Source organism: Sphingomonas sp. HMP6 (assembly GCF_013374095.1).
Lineage (GTDB): Bacteria > Pseudomonadota > Alphaproteobacteria > Sphingomonadales > Sphingomonadaceae > Sphingomonas.
In genome coordinates this window covers 2,219,433-2,240,270 of the sequence record NZ_AP022672.1, presented here as the reverse complement: position 1 = coordinate 2,240,270, position 20,838 = coordinate 2,219,433, and the positions used below count along the sequence as shown (strand labels likewise).

The following is a 20,838-nucleotide window of genomic DNA, read 5'->3' as shown; positions in this document are numbered from 1 at the left end:
CCGTCAGAAGTTGAAGCTCAGCGTCGCACCATAGGTCCGTGGCGGCATCACCGATCCGACGCGCGGGAATTGATAGGTCGCGGCGGCAATGATGTTGTTCGCGATCACGAACTCGTCACCGATGTTCTTGACCCACGCACCCAGCGACCAGCGGTCGCGCGCTGCATGATAGGTCAGGCCCATATTCGCCATGAAATAGGCATCCTGCTCGGCATCACGATTGTTGAACTCGGTGAAATAGACCTTGGATTGCCATTTCCCGTCCCCGTTCAGCGTCACTTTGCCCTCGCCGACCGGCACGTCCCAGGTGAAGCCGCCGCCAAGCGAGAAGCGCGGTGCGTTGGGCAGGCGGTTGCCGCTCAGATCGACCAGCCCGGGCTGGCCGGGGCAGGCGGCATAGGAAATGCCCGCGCGCGCCGGGAAAGCGGCACCGTAATAAGCGTTGCAGAATTTCGTGAACTTGGCGTTGAGGTAGGAGGCGTTGGCATTGACCGACAGGCCACCGCCGACGCGCGCCTCGAGTTCCAGCTCGCCGCCGTAGTTGCGCGCGGTCGCCGCGTTGATCGTCTGCACGATGCTATTCGCGTTGACGAAGCTGACCTGCAAATTCTTGTAATCGTAATAGAAGATCGCACCGCTCAGGCGGACGCGATTGTTCAGGAAGCGCTGTTTGAAGCCGGCTTCATAGCTCCACACCGTTTCGGGATCGATCGCCGGATCGGTGCTGCCGACGTTGATCACGCCCGATTTGAACCCCTTTGTGACGCTCGCGTAGAGCATTGTCGTCGAACTCGGGCGATATTCGACCAGCGCCTTGGGCGTGACCGCCGACCAGCCCTTCGCGACATTGGTCGGGATGTTGAGCCCGATCGCATCGAAGCGGAAATAGCCGTTGCCGCTGCGATGTTCGTAATTGTACCGCGCGCCGAGCGTCAGCTTCACCGCCTGGCTGACTTCATAGCTGCCTTGGAGGTACACGCCGACGGCGTCGATCTTCACGACGCCATTCTGCTCATACGCGCCATTGTCGAAAGTGTTGGCAGGCAGGCCGAACAACAGCCCGAGATTGGTCGTGGGCACGAGCACCTGACCGGTCAGCTTTTCGTTCAAGTACATCGCGCCGCCGAGCAGCGAGAAGGCACCGCTCTGATAATTGACGGTCACTTCCTGGCTGATCGAGCGGCTTTTTTCGACGTAATTGTTCTGGCCGGCCAGATTCACCTGCGAGGAATCGAGATCGTCGCGCTGGAAACGGTCGAAACTGCGATAGGCGGTGATTGTCTTGATCGACGCCGCGCCAAGATCGAAATCGAGCGTGCCGGTCGCGCCATAGCCCTTGCGGCGGTTGATCGCTTCCTGGTCCGAATAGATGTTGCGCAGGTTCGGCGTCTGGCCGCGCGCTTTATAGTAGCCGATCACCGTCTGACCGCCGAGGAGCGTGTGCGGGAGCGCATTTTCGGGGACCACCGATGGGCCGAAATAGTGGAACGCGTAATTATTGTCGTCTTCGTTGAAATGGTCGAGGACGAGCGTCGCCTTAACCGCCGGGCTGATCTTGCCGATGATCGTCCCGCGCAAGGAGTAGGCATCGCGATTATCGACTGCGGCACCGGTGAACAGATTAGTGCCATAGCCGCCGCGCTTTTCATACTTCCCGGCAACGCGCACCAGCAGCGTGTCATCGCCCGTCAGGCTTCCGCCGATTGCGCCCTCGAGGATCTTCGCGTCGTAATTGCCGTAGGTCGCGCGGAAGAAGCCGCCTAGCGCCTCCTTTGGGCGCGCGGTGACGAGGTTGATCGCGCCCGCGGTCGCGCCGCGACCGTAGAGGATCGACTGCGGTCCGCGCAGGACTTCGATCTGTTCGAGATCGAAGAAACCGCTGAGCTGTTGCGCCGGGCGCGGCAGGAGCGCGCCGTTTTGCAGGAAGGCCACTGCGCCTTCGCCGCCGACATCGAAATTATTGAGCCCGACGCCGCGGATGAAGGTGCGGTTCACGCCAAACTGATCGCCGATCGACACGTTGGGAACGACGACCTGAATGTCCGAGATGTTGGAAACGCCACCCGGACCGATATCGGCGGCGGAAAGCGCGGTGACCGATGCGGCAACGCGGCTGAGCGAGGTGTTCTCGCGCGTCGCCGTCACGATGATATCGTTGAAGCCGTCTTTGTCGGAGGCCTCAGTAGCGGGGGGTGGCGCGCTTGGGGCGGCTTGCGCGTACGCGAGGCTCGGCACCATTAGCATGGCCAAAGACGCATACCGCGCCAAGCAAAGGCGATCTACCATCGACACTCCCCTCATCTGACCACGATTAAGCACGTGGCTCCTTCTGATACTGATCGGTATATCTAGCTTTACGATGGTATTCAAGGGGGCATGCGATCGCGGCGCGGAGGACCGCATGCGTCGGTGGTGCGGGGATTGGCAAAGCTTCGTGCCCGATCATCCGGCGCGTGCCGGGCAGGAGAATGGTCGAGCGAGAGCGCTCTTATCAGGGGTAACCCTCCACCCTCTCGAAAATAGTCTATATGGTACTACTATCTCATCGCATTTTGCAAAGTGCTTAAGGGCGAGATCCTGCGCAAATAACCAATATGGTACTACCACTCGTGCAATTTGCCGGCCTCGTCCTAACCTTTGGTCAGTTCGCGGCGCGCACGCGACCCGGGCGCCCGGGCGACGTTAGCCTGGGACTATGATCGCTATATCAGTGGGTTGCGTGCCATATCTGCGGTCAGCCTCGGTATCGCTCGTGTCGCGGGTCACGGTTAGGCGTCTCGACCGGCATGCAGCGTCGATGCGCCGCGCTGCAACAAATCGCAGTTCCGAACATTGTTACGCTGCCGAACAGAACAGGTGGTCCGCATTTCCGTCCCCGCGCCTCCCCATGAATTCCTGCCGCATGAGCGTCCGTTCATGCCCGGATCGCCCGCGACTCCGTCGCATCCGATGCGGCGGCGTGTCGGATACTTCGCAATCGGCGTACTGCTGGCTGTCGCGGGCGGCTTCCTCAATGGCCTCTTGCTCGCCAATCTGCCGCAGATACAGGGTGCGCTGGGCCTGACGCCGGTCGAAGGCGGCTGGCTCACCGCGGCTTATTCGATGACCAACATCTGCATGAGTCTGCTGCTCATCAAACTACGCCAGCAATTCGGCATTCAGCGCTTCACCCGCGCCACGCTCGCAGGGTTCCTGGCGTTGAACGTGCTGCAATTGTTCGTCCATAGTTACAGTTTCGAGCTGTTTCTGCGCGCGGCAAGCGGGGTGGTGGCGAGCGGCCTGTCGACGCTCGCCTTATTTTACATCATGCAAGCGATGCCGGCAGCCAAGCGGCTCGGCGGGTTCGTGCTGGGCGTCGGCTTCGGCCAGATCGCGACGCCGTTGGCCCGCGTGGTTTCGCCTTTCCTATTAGGGCAGGGCGATATCGAGAACCTGTTCGTCTTCGAGCTCGGCCTGACGCTCGCCTGTCTTGGCAGTGTCGCGTTGCTGCGCTTGCCGCCCAGCGAGCGGGTTGAGGCGTTCGAGCCACTCGATTTCCTGACCTTTGCGCTGTTCGCGCCCGGCATGGCGCTGTTGTGCGCGGTGCTGGCGCAGGGCCGCATCATCTGGTGGAGCACGCCGTGGCTCGGGTGGGCGCTAGCCGGAGCCACCATCCTCATTTCCGCGGCGTTACTGATCGAACATAACCGGGCCAACCCCTTGCTCAACACCCGCTGGATCGGGAGCCGCGACGTCTTGCGCTTCGCAGCGGTCGCCGCGGCGCTTCGAATTTTGCTCTCGGAACAGAATTTCGGAGCGCTCGGCCTGTTCACCGTCGTTGGCATGACGAACGACCAGCTGGTGGGTTTCTATGCGCTGCTCACGCTCGCATCGGTTGCGGGGCTGGCGATCAGCATGGCGTTGCTGAATCCGCTCGATCTGCTGCGCCCGGTGATCTTCGCTACCGCCCTCATCGCGGTGGGGGCCTATCTGGACGCGAGCGCGACCAATCTCACGCGCCCGGAAAATCTCTATCTGAGCCAGGCTTTGATCGCTTTTGCAGCACTCTATTTCGTTGGTCCGACGATGATGGTCGGGTTGCTCCGCGCGCTGTCCAAAGGGCCGAGCCATATCATCAGCTTCTCCGCGGTGTTCTCGATCTCGCAGACGCTCGGTGGCCTCGGCGGCGCGGCGTTTCTTGGGAGCTTCCAGATCCTGCGCGAGAAATTCCATTCCAACGCGCTGTCGCAATCGCTGGTGCTGAGCGACCCGCTGGTCGCGACGCGGGTGCAGCAACTCGGCGGCGCCTATGCCCGCGCGCTCGGGGATCCGGTCCAGAGCCAGACGCAGGGGATCACCCTGCTCGGCCAGCAAGTTGCGCGGGAGGCCAACATTCTCGCCTTCAACGACGTGTTCCTGCTGATCTCTGTCCTCGCGCTGCTCGTGCTGGCATGGCTGCTGACGCGGTGGGCGTGGCTCAAATACCGCGGGATCAACCCGCTCGCCGAGGAGCTGGCGGCACTCCAAAAGATGATTGCACAAAGGTAAGCGACATGACCGAAGACGGCCGGCCGGTGGAACGCGACACCGATCCTAACGACGCAGCGCGGCTCGACGATCCGGTCGAGACCCAGACCGGACCCGGTGCCGCGAGCGCCGCACCGGTAGCCGAAGCCGAGGTACCAAGGCGCGGCTGGGCACCGCCGCGCGGCGGGCGTGGCGCGACGCTGGGCTTCATTGCGCTCGCTGTCATCGGCGTGTTGCTGATCCTGTATGCGTGGCGGCTGCCGCCGTTCACGTCTGCGATCGAAGCGACCGAGAATGCCTATGTCCGCGGGCAGACGACGATCATCGCGCCGCAAGTGAACGGCTATGTCGCGCAAGTGCTGGTGCAGGATTTCGATACGGTCCGCGCCGGACAAGTGATCGCGCGGATCGACGATCGCATCTATCGCCAGCGCGTCGAACAGGCGATCGCCGCGCGCGCCGGGCAGATCGCGACGCTTGCCAATGCCGCCCAGAGCCAGCGTTCGAGCGAGGCGACGCTGGGCGGTCAGGGCGCGGCGGTGCTCAACGCGCGCGCGCAGTTGCAACGCGCCCAGGCCGATATGGGCCGCGTCGATGATCTGGTGAAGGAAGGGTCGGTGTCGCTGCGCGAACGCGATCAGACGCTCGCCGCGCTGCGTCAGGCTGAAGCCGCGGTACTGCAGGCGCAAGCGCAGCGCAGCGTTGCGGCTGAGCAAGTGCGCACCGTGCAAGTCGGGCGTGGCGGGTTGAAGGCGGCGGTGTCGGGCGGCGACGCGGCGGTGCGGCTCGCCCAGATCGATTTGGCCAATACGGTGATCCGCGCGCCGCAGGACGGGCGGCTGGGTGAGGTCGGGGTGCGGCTCGGCCAATATGTCACGGCCGGCACGCAATTGACCACGCTGGTCCCGCCCAAGGTGTGGGTTTCGGCAAATTTCAAGGAAGCGCAGACCGCGCTGATCCGGCCCGGCCAACGCGCCACGGTCCGCATCGATGCGCTTGGCGGGGCGGAGTTGCGCGGAACGGTCGAGCGCCTGTCGCCAGCCGCAGGCAGCGAGTTTTCGGTAATCCGCCCCGACAATGCCACCGGCAATTTCGTCAAGGTGGCGCAGCGCATTACGGTGCGAATCGCGCTCGATCCGCGCGATCCGATGCACCAGCGGCTCAGCCCCGGCATGTCGGTCGAGGCGCGAGTCGACACGGCGTCGCGCCGATGAGGCCGCGGCACTTAGCAACCACGGGCACTATTGCGCTCGTCCTCGCCGGATGTATGCCCGGCCAGACGCCGCGACCCGAGGCGGCGCGTGTCGTGCCGCCGAACGGCTGGCGGACCCCGCTTATCGCCACCGTGCCGTTGAAGGCGCAGTGGTGGCGCGACTTCGGCGACCCGTCGCTCGATGCGCTGGTCACCGATGCGCTGGCGAACAATCCCGATATCGCGACGGCCGCGGCGCGGGTGCGTGAGGCGCGGGCGCAGGAATCGCTCGCCCGCGCGCAGCTTTTCCCGTCGCTCGATCTGGGGGCAGGCGGCAGCTATGGTCGCAGCGTCAGCCCGTTCGGAACGCCCGTGACGAGCGCGGGTGCCCAGCCGGTCTTTCAGGCGTCGTATGAAGTCGATCTGTTCGGCCGGATCGACAGTCAAATCACCGCCGCAAGTCTGAACACCTCCGCGCTGGACGCCGCGCGCGCGTCCGCCGCGCTCAGCGTGACGGCGGCGACGGTGTCGGGTTATCTGACGCTGCTCGGTCTCGATGCGCGCATGCAAGTCGTTCGCGATACGATCACCGCGCGCGCGGAAGCCTTGCGCATTGCCGGGTCGCGTGCCCGCGTCGGCTATACCTCGCAATTGGAATTGCGTCAGGCCGAGGCCGAATATCAGGCCGCCGCCGTGATCCTGCCGCAAGTGCAACTGGCGATCACACGGCAGGAGAATGCGCTGAGCACCCTGGCGGGCCGGACGCCCGGGCCGATCGCGCGCGGCGCGACCCTTGACGCGCTGGTCACGCCGGGCATCCCGGGCGGCCTGCCGTCCGATCTGTTGCGCCGCCGCCCCGATATCGCCCAGGCCGAACGGACACTCGCGGCGTCGGACGCCACGATCGCGGCGGCACGCGCGCAATATCTGCCCACGTTGCGGCTGACCGGCACGGGTGGTGCGGCGCTGTCCACGCTCCTCGCCAATCCGATCACGCTGTGGTCGGTCGGCGCCAGCGTGCTCGCGCCGATCTTTGAAGGAGGCAGGTTGCGCGCCAATGTCGATGCGACGACCGCGCGCCGCGATCAGGCGGCGTTTGCCTACCAGCGCGTCGCCCTCCAGGCGTTCCGTGAGGCCGAGGATGCGCTTGCGGCGATCGACCGGCTGACCGAACAGGACCGCGTCTTGCGCGCGCAGCGCGTGGCGGTGGCGGAAACGTTGCGGCATGCGACCAATCGTTACCGCGCCGGGTATAGCCCCTATCTCGAACAGCTTGACGCACAGCGCGCCTTGCTCTCGGTCGATCTCTCGCGGGTGCAATTGCGGACCGATCTGCTGAACGCGCGCGTGTCATTGTTTCAGGCGCTCGGCGGCGGCTGGCAAAGCCAATGAACCGCACGGACTTGGGTCGGCAGCGGCGATTGCTGCCGACCCTTCCGAACCCGCGCCGGATGGCCTATGCATTGGTCTTGCTTGCGATCTGAGGAATTCCGATGTCCGATCCGATCGCGTCCGCCGTACCGGCGGACTTGTCACTCCCGTCCGACCCTTTGTCGCCCGATATGCTGCGCCGGATGCATGGCTATTGGCGCGCGGCGAATTATCTGTCGGTCGGGCAGATCTATCTGCGGGCCAATCCGCTACTCGATCGGCCGCTGACGCTTGCCGACGTCAAAACGCGGCTGCTGGGGCATTGGGGTACGACGCCGGGGCTGAACTTGCTCTACGTCCACCTCAACCGGCTGATCGTCGCGCACGATCTCAACATGATCGCGGTGATCGGGCCGGGCCATGGCGGACCGGGGTTGGTCGCCAACACCTATCTCGAAGGCTCCTATACCGAGCGCTATCCCGCGATCGAGCGCAGCACCGGCGGGATGGACCGGCTGTTCCGGCAGTTCTCGTGGCCCGGCGGCATCCCGAGCCATGTCGCGCCCGAGACGCCGGGGTCGATCCATGAGGGCGGGGAGCTTGGGTACTCGCTGGCGCATGCGTATGGCGCGGTGTTCGACAACCCCGACCTGATCGTCGCTTGCGTCGTCGGTGATGGCGAGGCCGAAACGGGCGCGCTCGCGACGAGTTGGCACAGCAACAAATTCCTCAACCCGGCGCGCGATGGCGCGGTGCTGCCGATCCTGCATCTCAACGGCTTCAAGATCGCCAATCCGACCGTGCTGGCGCGGATCGGGCGCGAAGAACTGACCGATCTTATGCGCGGTTACGGCCACGAACCGTATTTCGTGGCGGGCGATGATCCGGCGGTGGTGCACCAATTGCTCGCCGCGACGATGGACCGCGTGTTGGCGGAGATCCAGGATATCCAGGCCGAGGCACGCCATGGTGCGAGCGATCCAGTGCGGCGACGCTGGCCGATGATCGTGCTGCAGACGCCCAAGGGCTGGACTGGGCCGAAATTCGTCGACGGCAAGCCAGTTGAGGGAACGTGGCGCGCGCATCAAGTGCCGATCGCCGACTTCAAGGATCCCGAGCATCTCGTTCAGCTCGAGGCCTGGCTCAAAAGCTATGACGCGCACGAGTTGTTCGACGAGACCGGCAAGTTCCGCGAGGAGTATGCGTCGCTTAGCCCCACCGGCCACCGCCGGATGGGTTCGAACCCGCATGCCAATGGTGGCGAACTGCTCAAGCCGCTCGTCCTGCCCGATTTCCGCGACCACGCCATCGCCGTCCCCGATCCCGGTGCGGTGAAGGCGGCGGCGACCGCTACGCTCGGCAACTATCTGCGCGACGTGATGGCGCTCAACATGGCCACCGCCAATTTCCGACTCTTCGGCCCCGACGAGACCGCCTCGAATCGCTTGCAGGCAGTCTACGACGTGACGGGCAAGGCGTGGATGGCGGAGACCGAGGCGGTCGACGAGCATCTCGACCGCGACGGGCGCGTGATGGAGGTGCTGAGCGAGCATCTCTGCCAGGGCTGGTTAGAGGGCTATTTGCTGACTGGGCGGCACGGGCTGTTCAGTTGCTACGAAGCGTTCGTCCACATCGTCGATTCGATGGTCAATCAGCACGCCAAATGGCTCAAGGTGACGCGTGGCATTCCGTGGCGGCGGCCGATCGCGTCGCTCAACTATCTGCTGACCTCGCATGTCTGGCGGCAAGACCATAATGGCCTGTCGCATCAGGATCCTGGTTTCCTCGATCACGTCGCCAACAAGAAGGCGGAGGTCGCGCGCATCTATCTGCCGGCCGATGCGAACTGCCTGTTGTCGGTGGCCGATCATTGCCTGCGCAGCCGCGGCTATGTGAACGTCATCGTCGCGGGCAAGCAGCCCGAATGGCAATGGCTCGGGATCGACGATGCGGTGCGGCATTGCACGACCGGGGCAGGAATTTGGGACTTCGCCAGCGATGCGGGCGAGCCTGACGTCGTGATGGCGTGCGCGGGTGACGTGCCGACGCTGGAGACGATGGCGGCGGTCACGCTGCTGCGCCAGCACGTGCCCGACATCCGCATCCGGGTGGTCAACGTCGTCGATCTGATGGTGCTGCAACCCCAATCCGAGCATCCGCACGGCCTCGACGACCGGGCCTTCACGGCGCTGTTCACCGCCGACAAGCCAGTCGTGTTCGCATTCCACGGCTATCCGACGTTGGTGCACCGGCTGACCTATCGGCGGCCCAACCACGATAACTTCCATGTGCGCGGCTATAAGGAGGAGGGCACGACGACCACGCCGTTCGACATGGTCGTGCTCAACGATCTCGATCGCTACCGCCTTGCGCTCGACGCGATCGAGCGCATTCCGCGCCTCGCGCACATGGTCCCGAATGCCCGCGCCGTCTATTGGACCGCGATCGAGCGCCACAAGCTCCATATCGCCGAGCATGGCGAGGATTTGCCCGAGGTGCGCGACTGGCAATGGACACGGTGATGCGCGTCCTGACCCTCAACGGCGGGTCGTCGTCGGTGAAGTTCGGGTGGTATGACGCGGGGCAGGCGGTGGTCGAGGTATCGGCCGGGGAAGTCAGGCATGCGGATGGCGACCCGTTCGGGTCGATCGGCGATCTGCGACCCGACGCGATTGGCCACCGCATCGTCCATGGCGGCGTCGACCTGTTCGCGCCGGTGCTGATCGATCCGGCGGTTCTTGCCCGATTGGAGCGGGCTTCCGCCTTTGCGCCGCTCCATGGCCCGGCGGCATTGGCGATGATCGCGCAGGCGGAGGCGCGCTATCCCGATGTGCCGCAAGTCGCGTGCTTCGATACCGGCTTCCATGCCGATCTGCCCGATGTGGCGGCGGTCCTGCCGCTACCGGCCGACCTGCGGGGGGAAGGCATCCGCCGCTATGGATTCCACGGACTATCGTGCGAATCGATCCTGGCGCAGCTCGGCGACGCGGTGCCCGAGCGGCTGATCATCGCCCATCTCGGCAATGGCGCGAGCGTGACGGCGGTGCGGGGCGGGCGTTCGGTCGACACCAGCATGGGGCTGACCCCGTCGGGCGGCGTGGTGATGGGCACGCGCACCGGCGATATCGATCCGGGCGTGTTGCTCTATCTGCTGCGCGAACGCGGCCTGGATGCAGCAGCGCTCGAAGCGGTGATCGACCGGCAATCCGGGCTGCTCGGCCTGTCGGGGCGGTCGTCCGATTTGCGTGTGCTGCATGCCGCCGGGGACGCCGCTGCGGACCTTGCGATCCGTATCTTCTGCCGCTCGGTCGCAAAGGCGATTGCGGGGATGCTCGTGACGCTGGGGGGTGCCGATCTGATCGTCTTTACCGGCGGGATCGGCGAACACGACGCGGCAGTGCGCGCCGCCATTTGCAGCGACCTCGCCTTTGCCGGCCCCATCCCTGCGCACACCATGCCCGCGCAGGAGGGGCTGCAGATCGCGCGGCACGTCGCCGCTCTTACATCATAGCCTCACATCGCGCGCGGATATGCCCCCGGCGGCAAGCCATCGGCCATCAGTTTCCGGCTGACCAGCAGCAAGCTGTCGTCGCCCGGATAGGGTTCGACCGTGAAGCCCATGTCGCGCTCCAGTTCGATCGCAGCGTGGTTCTCGCGCGATTCGATCGCCTCGAGCACGCGCACGCCCTTGGCCTCGGCAAAGCGCGCGACATGCGCCAGCAATTCCCAGCCGATGCCGTGAAGCTTGTAATCCTTCGACAGCGCGATCGCGACCTCGCCATGCTCGAACGTCGCATCGCAGGCGAGCATCGCGGTGGCGATCATCGTCGATCCGTCGTTGGTGAAGGCCAGGAAATTCTCAGACCACCGATGGTCGACATGTGTCAGCGCGACGATCTGGGCGTGGCCGACCTCGGACAGGCCGGTCAGGAAGCGGAAGCGCAAATCCTCGCGCGTGACGTGTGTGAAGAACTCGGCGACCGTCCCTTCATCCTCGGGGCAGGCCGGACGGACGTGAAAGTCGAACCCGGTGCGGGTGGTGAGGTGCTGGCTGGGTGTGTGCATGGCGACCCCTGTAGCAGAGAATCACGGCAGGCGGCAGGACGGAATAGAGCCGGACGATAGACCCCCGGCCGATCGACGCGCGTTAGCGCTTGCCCCCGCCCCCCGGCATCGTTCATGCGAGCGCGATGACGTTTCAGGTCGACATGGGGCTCGACGGCGCGGGTCAGTCCGTGCCGATCGATCTGGAGGAATTGCTGGCGACGCGGTTGCTTGTCCAGGGCAATTCCGGTTCGGGAAAATCGCATCTTCTCAGGCGCTTACTCGAACGCAGCGCGGCGCAGGTGCAGCAAATCATCATCGATCCCGAGGGTGATTTCGTCACTTTGGGCGACGCGTACGGCCATATCGCGATTTCCGCATCGGAATATTCGATCGCCGAAGTTGCAAAGTTCGGTGCGAGAATCCGGGAACATCGCACCTCCGTCGTGCTCGATCTAGAGGGGCTGGAGATGGAGGGGCAGATGCGCTGCGCCGCCGCGTTCCTGTCGGCGCTGTTCGATGCGCCACGCGAACATTGGTACCCGGCGCTCGTGGTGGTCGATGAAGCGCAAGTCTTCGCGCCGTCGCAGGGCGCGGAGGTGACCGAGGAAGTGCGGCGCGCGTCCTTGGGCGCGATGACCAACCTCATGTGTCGCGGGCGCAAGCGTGGGCTTGCCGGGATCATCGCGACGCAGCGCCTCGCCAAGCTCGCCAAGAATGTCGCCGCTGAAGCCTCGAATTTCCTGATGGGCCGCACCTTCCTCGACATCGACATGGCGCGCGCGGCCGATCTGCTCGGCATGGAGCGGCGCCAGGCGGAGCAGATTCGCGATCTCGCGCGCGGCACTTTCCTCGCGCTCGGCCCGGCGGTATCGCGGCGGCCGGTGGCGATCCGGATCGGCGCGGTCGAGACCGGATCACGCGGTGGCGGCCCGACGCTGACCCCCTTGCCGCAACAGCAAGCGGGCGAAATGCGGCAATTCCTGTTCGCCGAAATGGAGGAGCCGGTGCGCCCCGCGCCACCGCCGCCGCGCCCACCGCGCGCGGAGCAAGTGCTCGACCGGATCGAAACGGTGGCAGAACCCGATCGCGCGCCCGCCGAGCCACGCTATGACGCCGCGCAACTGGCGCAGGTCATCGGCGACGTGCTCCACGCGATCGTCGCCGATCCCGACGCGGCGTCGCGCCCGGCATCGGTGCTGTATCAGGATTTTCAGGTGCGCTGCCGGATGGTCGGGGTGCATCCGGCCCCGCTCGATCCATCGGCCTTCTCGCGGCGACTCGCGGCGGCGCGCGCGGGGATTTTCGACGGGCTTGATGAGGAATGGGCGGAGGTGATCGCGGTGGCGGATGATCTGCCCGATGAAATGCTCGGCTGTTTCCTGTTGGTCGCCCGCGCCGCGCGCGAAGGCGCACCGTGCCCCAGCGACGAGGATTTGGCGCGCACCTATGGCACTTCCTCGATCGGCCGCGCGCGGCGGGTGCTCGGCTATATCGAGGGGCGCGGGTTGCTCGTCACGCGGATCGATCTCGCGGGGAAGCGCTCGGTCACCGTGCCGGCGCTGGGGTGGACCACGGCGTCGGCCGACGCGGGGTAAGACCGCCCCTCCCCTGAAGGGGAGGAGCGGTCTTGTGAAATGCCGCATCACGTGAACAAAAGGTCACCCTCGCTTAATCCAGTCTCTGTTGCGGTGCGGCACATCGCGCCCTAGGCAAGCCAGCGATGAGCGCCGAGTCCTATAGTTCCGCATCGGACCGGCCACGCTGGCGCGGGATCGTCCTTGCGTTGGTGGTCGAGGGCCTCATTTTGCTGCTGCTGACCACGCTCGGCAGCGGGATGTTCAAAAAGGTCGAGAAACAGCCCAAGCTGACCACCTTCGACGTGCGCCCGATCGGCCCGCCGGTCTCGAAGGAAGCGCAAAAGGCCAAGGTCGCCAGCAAGCGCAACCCGGTGAAGACCGCGTCGGCCGCACCACCCCCGCCGGTCGCGCCGCCGCCATCGCCGCTGAAGGCCCCGCCGACCAAGCTGATCCAGCTCAGCCCGGATGAGTTTGCCGCGTCCGATATCGGCAAGATCCCGTCGGCGCAGGGCGAGGGCGCGGGGCAGGATAGCGGGCGCGACAGCGTGGCGGCATACGGGCCGGGGCAGGGGCCGGGCGGCGGTGCGCTCTACAATGCCGAATGGTATCGCGAGCCGCGCGACGCCGAACTGGCCCCCTATCTGAAAGAATATAGCAAGGGCACGGGCTGGGCGCTGATCGCGTGCAAGACCGCGCCCGATTACCGCGTCGAGAATTGCCGCTCGATCGACGAATCCCCGCCGGGCGGCGGCCTGTCGCGCGCGTTGCGGCTGGCGGCATGGCAGTTTCGGGTGCGGCCTCCGCGGGTTGGGGGCAAGCCGATGATCGGGGCGTGGGTGCGGATCCGGTTTGATTTGACGGTTGGGTTTACGAAGTAGTTTCGTGTCGGGGAGACTGCGGCTCTTCTTCCTTCCCCTTCAGGGGATGTCGAACGGCAGCTATTCGTCGGGGAAGCGGACAGTTAGAAACCGCCCCGATTGCCGACCTTCATTCGGCCCACTCGCTTTCCAGTTTCAGACCCTTAACCCCAGATGATATGATGGCCCATGGGACCGATGCTCATCTTCGATAAATCGTTCTTGCAAAGCCTCAATGTTGATGAGGCGGTGATGCTCGACCAAATGTTTTGCTGTGTAATCACACCGCTTTTCTTCGCGGAAACGATGGCGGATTTGGCCAAGGATACCACCCGCGGGAGGACAGCTGAGCAGATTGTAGGGGGGCTGGCTGAACGAACTCCGGTCGTTCAAAGCTACGTAAACGCCTATCATCAGGAGCTCATTCTCGATGATCTACTGGGAGATCGTATAACAATGGATGGCCGACCAGCCCTTCCCGAGGGGATCCCGGTACGGGCGGAGGGTAAGACAGGTGTCGTCTACAAAAAATCACATGAAGCCGATGCCTTTGAGCGTTGGCAGCGAGGCCGGTTCTCCGAGGTTGAGCGGATCACTGCCCAGCTCTGGCGGGATGCGCTCTCCGATCTTGATCTGACTGCAATTTCGAAGGCGTACCGGTCGGCGATGCGGCGAGAAATTATACCAAAGAGTCACGAAGAGGCGCGCACGCTCGCCAGGAACATCATTGATGCGCCCAATCAGAACTATCGCGCCTTAATGCTCGCGCACTCGCTGTTGGAGCTGCCTCCGGAAGCACTCAAAGACATTGTCCGGGCGTGGCGCACGGCTGGCACTCCGCCATTGAGGGACTATGCTCCGTTCGCGGCGCACTGTTTGGAAGTCGATCTGTATTTCAGTCTGGCGCTTTCGAACGGCATCATTGGCGATCGCCGCGCAAGCAACAAAATCGATATCACCTATCTTCACTATCTGCCATTCGCGCAAATATTTGTGTCGAACGATCGTCTCCACCGGTCCTCGGTGCCTCTCTTTCTCGGGCCGAACCAACACTTCGTCTGGGGGCAAGACCTTAAGGCGAGCCTCGGCGCGCTTAACGCGACATTTCAGGCGATGCCTGATGAGGCGAAAGCGATGGGCCTATTCAAATTGGCGGATCGGCCACCGGTCGACGATACCGGATTATGCGGCGAGCTTTGGGATAAGTGTAGGCCAGGTTGGCGCAAGCCGCGCAAACCGATCCCTGAGCTAACTCCTGAACAACACGCGGAGATAGTCGGTGATGGGGATCGTTTTAGGGAGGCAGCATACCGAAGACCGGCGACGTACGTTGGCTCGCTAACTCAGCCAAGCAACTTCGATAACGTGCTAATTGAGCGGGCTATCCCGCGGCAGCGGGGTAGCTGGCGCATGTTTTCAGCGGAGATCGAGAAGTCGGAAGATGAGCTCAATGTCCGTCGTCGGGAGACGAAGCACCTCGATTGAGGTAACGACGAATGTCCGTTCACCTGAAGTCGCTGCTCCGAAGCGGCGTTCCCGCTTTCCACCATTTTTCGCCGTTCAGCCCGCGCATTGACGCTGCCCCATGCCATGAGGCCACGCCCTAACCCCCCGGCAAAGCCTCCAAAAACGCCCGCACCTCAGGCGCGATCGGTAGCGATTTCCCCGTCGGCAGGTGCACATTCACGATGACCATCTCGATCTTCGTATGCACCGCGCCGGTTTCCGCGTGGCACAGCTCGAAGCTCTGCGTCATGCTCGACGCGCCGATCCGGCCGATCCGCACGAACGCCTCGACCGTGTCGCCCAGCACGAAGGGCTTGAGATAGTCGATCTCGGTATGGCGGACGTGGAATTCGGTGCGCTCCCACGCCTCGCCCAGCGCCGCCGTGATCCCGGTCCAGTCCCAGAATTCGGTGACCGCGACATCGGCATATTCGAGGTAGCGCGAGTTGAAGACGACCTTCTGCCCGTCGATCTCGGCATAGCGGACCTTGAACTGGCAGGAAAAAGCGAAACCCGGACGCGCCATCAAAACAAACCCAATAATTTCACGCCGACCAGCGCCAGCACTACGGCCAGGATCGGCCCCAACACGCGGTCCGATATGCGGCTCGCGATCACACTGCCAATCACGATTCCCGGAATCGATCCGACCAGCAACGATACGAGCAATGCGCCGTCGACCGAGCCGAGCAGCCAATGGCCGATTCCGCCAAGCAAGGTCAACGGCACGGCATGGGCGATGTCCGATCCGACCAGCCGTTTGAGCGGCAGATCGGGATAGAGGATCAACAGCGCGGTCATGCCGAGCGCGCCCGCGCCGACCGAGGTGAGCGACACCAAAACGCCGAGCGCGATGCCGAGCAGCACGGTGAGTTCGCGCGCGCGGGTGTGGCCGATCTTGCCGAACGCGCGCTTCAGCGTGGCGACGATGCGCGCGCGGAACAGCGTGGCGAGCCCCGACAGGATCAGCGTGATGCCGAGCGCGATCGAGATCGCGCGACCGGTGGTGGCCGATTGCTCTCCGGCGGAATGGAGCGCCACCAGCGTCAGCACAGCCGCCGGTACGCTGCCCAGCGCCAACCAGCCGACGACGTGCCAATCGACCGTCCCGCGCCAGCCGTGGACGGTCGTGCCGACGGTCTTGGTCGCCGAGGCATAGAGCAAATCGGTGCCGACCGCGGTCGCCGGGTGGAAACCGAAAGCGAGCACCAGCAATGGCGTCATCAAGGATCCGCCGCCGACGCCGGTCAACCCGACCAGCAGCCCGACGAGCACGCCGGCCAGCGAATACAGCGGGTTGATCAGCATTGGGGGTCGATCAGCATTCGCGGGGGTCAGCCGGCCTTCGTGCTGGGAATGTTGACGCCCATCGACTGGAGATATTTCTTCACGTTGCGCGCCGCTTGCCGCAGCCGCTGTTCGTTTTCGACCATCGCGATGCGCACAAAGCCTTCTCCGTTCTCGCCATAGCCCACCCCTGGCGCAACCGCGACCTGCGCGTGCGTCAGTAATTGTTTGGAGAACTCAAGACTTCCTAAGTGCGCGAGCGCGGGCGGCAGCGGGGCCCAGGCGAACATCGACGCGCGCGGGGAGGGGATGTCCCACCCGGCGCGGCCGAAACTCTCGACCAAGACGTCGCGGCGCTTGTGGTAGAGCTGGCGGTTGGTCTCGACGATATCCTGCGGGCCGTTGAGCGCGGCGCAGGCGGCGGCCTGGATCGGGGTGAAGGCGCCGTAATCGAGGTAGGATTTCACGCGCGTCATCGCCGCGATCAATTTCTTGTTGCCGACCGCGAAACCGATCCGCCAGCCCGCCATCGAATAGGTTTTCGACAGCGAGGTGAATTCGACCGCGACATCCTTCGCGCCGGGCACTTGCAGGATCGAGGGCGTCGGATTGCCGTCGAAATACAGCTCCGAATAGGCGAGGTCGGAAATGATCCAGACCTGATTGTCCTTCGCCCAGGCGACGAGGCGTTCGTAGAAAGCGAGATCGACCGCCTCCGCCGTCGGGTTGGACGGGTAGTTCACCACGAGCACCGAGGGGCGCGGGACGGTGAAGGCCATCGCGCGTTCGAGCGCCTCGAAATATTTCTCGTCGGGCGTCGTCGGCACGGCGCGGATCGTCGCGCCGGCGATAATGAAGCCGAAGGTGTGGATCGGGTAGCTTGGGTTGGGGGCGAGCACCACGTCGCCGGGCGCGGTGATGGCCGTGGCGAGGCTGGCAAGGCCTTCCTTCGATCCCATCGTGACGACGACTTCGGTTTCGGGATCGAGATCGACGCCGAAGCGGCGGCCGTAATAATTGGCCTGGGCCTTGCGCAGGCCGGGAATGCCCTTTGATTGCGAATAGCCATGCGCGTCGGGCTTGCGCGTGACCTCGATCAGTTTCTCGATCACGTGCGGCGGGGGCGGCAAATCGGGGTTGCCCATGCCGAGATCGATAATGTCCTCGCCGGTCGCCCGCGCCGCGGCCCGCATCGCGTTCACTTCGGCGATAATGTACGGCGGCAAGCGTTTGATGCGATAGAATTCATCGGACATTGCAGGGATTCCGGCTAGAGAGACTTCGCTCCTTACGGCATTCGCGCTTTCGTGGGAATGACCGGCGGGGCCAGGACGAAGCGAGAGGACCGCCCGATGGCCGATATGCCGGATACGCCCACTGTCGCTTTGCCGAGTCTGGCGGAATTGCAGCATTGGACATGGGTGCTGGGGCGCGCGCAGCAAATGGTGCTGGAGCAGGGTCTGGACCTGGCGGGCAGCGTCCTGCCGCCGATTCCCGGGGTGACCGATCCCGCTACGCTTGCCCGCACGCGCGATTTCTGGACCGAGAGCCTGGGCCTGTGGCAGCGCATGCTGACCCCCGGCGAAGCGCCGGCGCCTGCTGAAACGCCCGAGCAGGCGCGCGACAAGCGTTTCAAGGATCCGCGCTGGCGGGAAAATCCGGTGTTCGACTGGATCCGCCAGAGCTATTTCCTGCTGTCCGACCAGATGCTCGCGCAAGTCGAGGCGGTGCAGGGGGTGGACGACAAGCAGCGCGAACAGATGCGCTTTGCCGCACGCGGTTTTCTCGATGCGATCAGCCCGTCCAATTTCCCCGCGACCAACCCAGAAGTGCTTGAGAAGACGATCGAAACCGGCGGCGAGAATCTGCTCAAGGGTTTGCAGAACATGCTCGCCGATCTCGGCAAGGGGCAATTGACGCATACCGACGCGGAGGCGTTCGAAGTCGGGCGCAATCTGGCGATGACGCCGGGCAAGGTCGTGCTGCGCACCGATCTGTACGAGTTGATCCAGTACAGCCCGACGACCGAAACCGTGCTGGCGGTGCCGCTGGTGATCTTCCCGCCGTGGATCAACCGTTTCTACATTCTCGACCTGACGCCTGAGAAGAGCTTCATTCGCTGGGCGGTGGAGCAGGGGATTACCGTGTTCATGGTGTCGTGGCGATCGGCCGATGCCAGCATGAAGGATGTGGTGTGGGACGATTATATCGCCGCGCAGATCGAGGCGATCGATACGGTGCGCGATGTGCTCGACGTGCCCGCGGTGCATACGATCGGCTATTGCGTGGCGGGAACGACGCTGGCGGCGACGCTCGCGATTCTGGCGGCGCGGGGCGAGGCGGACAAGGTCAAGAGCGCGACCTTCTTCACCGCGCAAGTCGATTTCGAAAAAGCGGGGGAGCTGCTTCATTTCGTCTCCGACGAGCAACTCGCTTTGATCGATTCGGTGACCAAGGACGGGTTTCTCGACGGGCGCTATATGGCGGCGGTGTTCAATCAACTGCGCGGGCGCGACCTGATCTGGAATTACGTCACCAACAATTATCTGCTCGGCAAGGACTATGCGCCGTTCGATTTGCTGCACTGGAATGGCGACACGACCAATTTGCCCGCGACCTGGCATCGGCGCTATCTGACGGATCTGTACCGCGACAATTTGCTGAGCAAGCCGGGCGCGCTGAGCGCGCTCGGCACCCCGATCGATCTCGGCAAGGTCACCACGCCAAGCTATATCCAGGCGGGACGCGAGGATCATATCGCGCCGGCTGAGAGCGTCTGGGCGCTGATGCGACTGTTCGTTGGCGAGAAGCGTTTCGTGCTCGCTGGCTCCGGCCATATCGCTGGCGTCGTCAACCCGCCCGCCGCGCACAAATACCAATATTGGCTGAACCCGACGCCGGTCGGGTCGATCGAGGAATTCGTCGCGGGGGCGACCGAGACCAAGGGGAGCTGGTGGCCCGACTGGATCGAATGGTTGCGGACGCAGGATGCGGCGATGGTCGACGCGACCGGCGCGCGGCGTCCGGGTGCAGGGGCACTGCCGGCGATCGCAGATGCTCCCGGGAGCTATGTCCGTACAAAATAAGCTTGTAGATCAATAGCATGGTCAACGCGTGTAACGTTATGTTGCGCCGCACCATTTTGCCTTGCAAATACGCCCCTTTGCTTTATATTGCAGTGCAGCAATAACGCGGGAGGCAAGCCGATCATGGCCAGTAAAGGTCCCAAGTCCGACGCATCGACCCCGGCAGCAAAGCCGGTTGAGAAGGTGGCGGCCAAGCCGGTGACGAGCGCGAAGCCGACGGCACCGATTGAAAAGACCGCCCCGGTTGCCGCGAAGCCCGCCGCCCCGGTTGCCGCGAAGCCCGCCGCGACGGTGGCCGTGCCGACGGCCGCCGCCGTCATTGCGGCCGTGCCGACGCCCGTCGCAGCCGTGCCGAAGTCGGCGCCCGTCGCGCCCACGATTACTACCGAAGCGAAAACTCCGGCCCCCGCACCAGCGGTGGCCATCCTCAAGAAGGAAGTCACCACCATGGAAAACACCATCAAGTCCGCCGCCGAGAAGGTTCAGGCCCAGGCCACCACGCTGTTCGGCGACGTCAACGAGCGCGCCAAGACCGCGATGGAAAAGGGTTCGAAAATGTTCGAGGACATGAACGAATTCTCGAAGGGCAATGTCGAGGCGCTGGTCGAATCGTCGAAGATCGCCGCCAAAGGTGCTGAGGAAATCGCCAAGTACACGACCGATTACGTAAAGACCTCGGTCGAGAAGGCCACCGCAACCGCCAAGCAGTTCGCCGCGATCAAGTCGCCGACCGAATTGTTCGCGCTGCAGAGCGAGCACGCCAAGTCGGCAATGGATTCGATGATGGCCGAAACCGCCAAGTTCACCGAGAACTATCTGAAGCTGCTCGGTGAAATCGCGCAGCCGATCTCGAACCGCGTCGCGGTTGCCGCCGAGAAGATGAAGATCGCCGCATAAGCGCTTCATGCCAAATTCGATGCGAAAGGGCGGTCCCGCGAGGGGCCGCCCTTTTCGTATGGCGGCATGCATCAGCCCCCTTGCCCTTACCCCCCGCAATGCCATATTTTGCGGGTACATGATCGACAGCACAACAATCTCGATGGCCGAGCGCCGCGATGGTCCCGACGATGGCGGAAAAGGTGACGACGAGGGCACCGGCATTGGTGTCGCGACCCGCACGCGCGCCAAGACCAAACAGCCCACGCCCTACCGCGTCCTGCTGCTCAACGACGATTACACGCCGATGGAATTCGTCGTGCTCGTGCTGCAGCGCTTCTTCCGCATGGATATGGAAGCGGCGACCCGGGTGATGCTCCACGTCCATCAAAAGGGCGTCGGGGTGTGCGGCATCTTCAGCTACGAAGTGGCCGAAACCAAGGTCAGCCAGGTTCTCGATTTCGCGCGGCAGAACCAGCATCCGCTGCAATGCATGCTGGAAAAGGCGTGATCTTCTAAATCCTTCCCCATTG

16 protein-coding genes are annotated in these 20,838 nt (G+C 64.1%); 11 read left to right on the top strand and 5 right to left on the bottom strand.

What is annotated here, in order from left to right:
* Window positions 1-3: 3 nt before the first annotated feature.
* Entirely contained in the window at window positions 4-2,238 is a 2,235-nt protein-coding gene (locus HMP06_RS10905; RefSeq protein ID WP_232089602.1) for a TonB-dependent receptor, read from the bottom strand.
* A gap of 678 nt (window positions 2,239-2,916) precedes the next feature.
* Here HMP06_RS10905 and HMP06_RS10900 point away from each other — a divergent pair.
* From HMP06_RS10900 to HMP06_RS10880, 5 genes are all read left to right on the top strand, one after another.
* A complete protein-coding gene (locus tag HMP06_RS10900; RefSeq protein ID WP_176497109.1) occupies window positions 2,917-4,527 on the top strand; it encodes an MFS transporter in 1,611 nt (536 codons plus the stop codon).
* Window positions 4,528-4,532: 5 nt separating this feature from the next.
* Window positions 4,533-5,720 (top strand): HlyD family secretion protein, encoded by a 1,188-nt coding sequence (locus HMP06_RS10895; RefSeq protein ID WP_176497108.1) that lies wholly within the window; start codon window positions 4,533-4,535, stop codon window positions 5,718-5,720.
* On the top strand, window positions 5,717-7,090 hold the full coding sequence (locus tag HMP06_RS10890; RefSeq protein WP_176497107.1) for an efflux transporter outer membrane subunit: 1,374 nt from the start codon (window positions 5,717-5,719) through the stop codon (window positions 7,088-7,090). Before HMP06_RS10895 ends, HMP06_RS10890 begins: the two co-directional genes overlap by 4 nt.
* 101 nt (window positions 7,091-7,191) lie before the next feature.
* The gene (locus HMP06_RS10885) at window positions 7,192-9,591 is read left to right on the top strand and encodes a phosphoketolase family protein (RefSeq protein ID WP_176497106.1); all 2,400 of its coding nucleotides are present in this window, start codon (window positions 7,192-7,194) and stop codon (window positions 9,589-9,591) included.
* Window positions 9,591-10,580 carry an acetate/propionate family kinase gene (locus HMP06_RS10880; protein WP_176497105.1) on the top strand — a complete coding sequence of 330 codons (990 nt, stop codon included), beginning with the start codon at window positions 9,591-9,593 and terminating at the stop codon, window positions 10,578-10,580. Before HMP06_RS10885 ends, HMP06_RS10880 begins: the two co-directional genes overlap by 1 nt.
* A 2-nt stretch (window positions 10,581-10,582) precedes the next feature.
* Here the strand turns inward: HMP06_RS10880 and HMP06_RS10875 are convergent, their stop codons facing one another.
* A complete protein-coding gene (locus tag HMP06_RS10875) occupies window positions 10,583-11,134 on the bottom strand; it encodes a GNAT family N-acetyltransferase (RefSeq protein ID WP_176497104.1) in 552 nt (183 codons plus the stop codon).
* A gap of 125 nt (window positions 11,135-11,259) precedes the next feature.
* Here HMP06_RS10875 and HMP06_RS10870 point away from each other — a divergent pair, with 125 nt between their 5' ends.
* The 3 genes from HMP06_RS10870 to HMP06_RS10860 all read left to right on the top strand — a co-directional run bounded on the left by HMP06_RS10870 (window position 11,260) and on the right by HMP06_RS10860 (window position 15,035).
* On the top strand, window positions 11,260-12,711 hold the full coding sequence (locus HMP06_RS10870; RefSeq protein ID WP_176498489.1) for an ATP-binding protein: 1,452 nt from the start codon (window positions 11,260-11,262) through the stop codon (window positions 12,709-12,711).
* A gap of 125 nt (window positions 12,712-12,836) precedes the next feature.
* Entirely contained in the window at window positions 12,837-13,571 is a 735-nt protein-coding gene (locus tag HMP06_RS10865; RefSeq protein ID WP_176497103.1) for a hypothetical protein, read from the top strand.
* A gap of 168 nt (window positions 13,572-13,739) precedes the next feature.
* Entirely contained in the window at window positions 13,740-15,035 is a 1,296-nt protein-coding gene (locus HMP06_RS10860; RefSeq protein WP_176497102.1) for a hypothetical protein, read from the top strand.
* Between the two features lie 118 nt (window positions 15,036-15,153).
* Here HMP06_RS10860 and HMP06_RS10855 read toward each other — a convergent pair whose 3' ends face one another.
* From HMP06_RS10855 to HMP06_RS10845, 3 genes are read right to left on the bottom strand one after another with little or no spacing between them, the layout of a single operon-like run.
* On the bottom strand, window positions 15,154-15,582 hold the full coding sequence (locus HMP06_RS10855; RefSeq protein WP_176497101.1) for an acyl-CoA thioesterase: 429 nt from the start codon (window positions 15,580-15,582) through the stop codon (window positions 15,154-15,156).
* On the bottom strand, window positions 15,582-16,364 hold the full coding sequence (locus HMP06_RS10850; RefSeq protein WP_176497100.1) for a sulfite exporter TauE/SafE family protein: 783 nt from the start codon (window positions 16,362-16,364) through the stop codon (window positions 15,582-15,584). Before HMP06_RS10850 ends, HMP06_RS10855 begins: the two co-directional genes overlap by 1 nt.
* Before the next feature lie 26 nt (window positions 16,365-16,390).
* Window positions 16,391-17,599, bottom strand: a complete 1,209-nt coding sequence (locus tag HMP06_RS10845; protein ID WP_176497099.1) for an LL-diaminopimelate aminotransferase — start codon at window positions 17,597-17,599, stop codon at window positions 16,391-16,393.
* Between the two features lie 105 nt (window positions 17,600-17,704).
* Here HMP06_RS10845 and HMP06_RS10840 point away from each other — a divergent pair, with 105 nt between their 5' ends.
* From HMP06_RS10840 to clpS, 3 genes are all read left to right on the top strand, one after another.
* Window positions 17,705-19,429 (top strand): PHA/PHB synthase family protein, encoded by a 1,725-nt coding sequence (locus HMP06_RS10840; RefSeq protein WP_176498488.1) that lies wholly within the window; start codon window positions 17,705-17,707, stop codon window positions 19,427-19,429.
* Window positions 19,430-19,552: 123 nt separating this feature from the next.
* Window positions 19,553-20,326 carry a phasin family protein gene (locus tag HMP06_RS10835; RefSeq protein ID WP_176497098.1) on the top strand — a complete coding sequence of 258 codons (774 nt, stop codon included), beginning with the start codon at window positions 19,553-19,555 and terminating at the stop codon, window positions 20,324-20,326.
* A gap of 142 nt (window positions 20,327-20,468) precedes the next feature.
* Window positions 20,469-20,816 carry an ATP-dependent Clp protease adapter ClpS gene (clpS, locus tag HMP06_RS10830; protein WP_176498487.1) on the top strand — a complete coding sequence of 116 codons (348 nt, stop codon included), beginning with the start codon at window positions 20,469-20,471 and terminating at the stop codon, window positions 20,814-20,816.
* Window positions 20,817-20,838 lie beyond the last annotated feature (22 nt).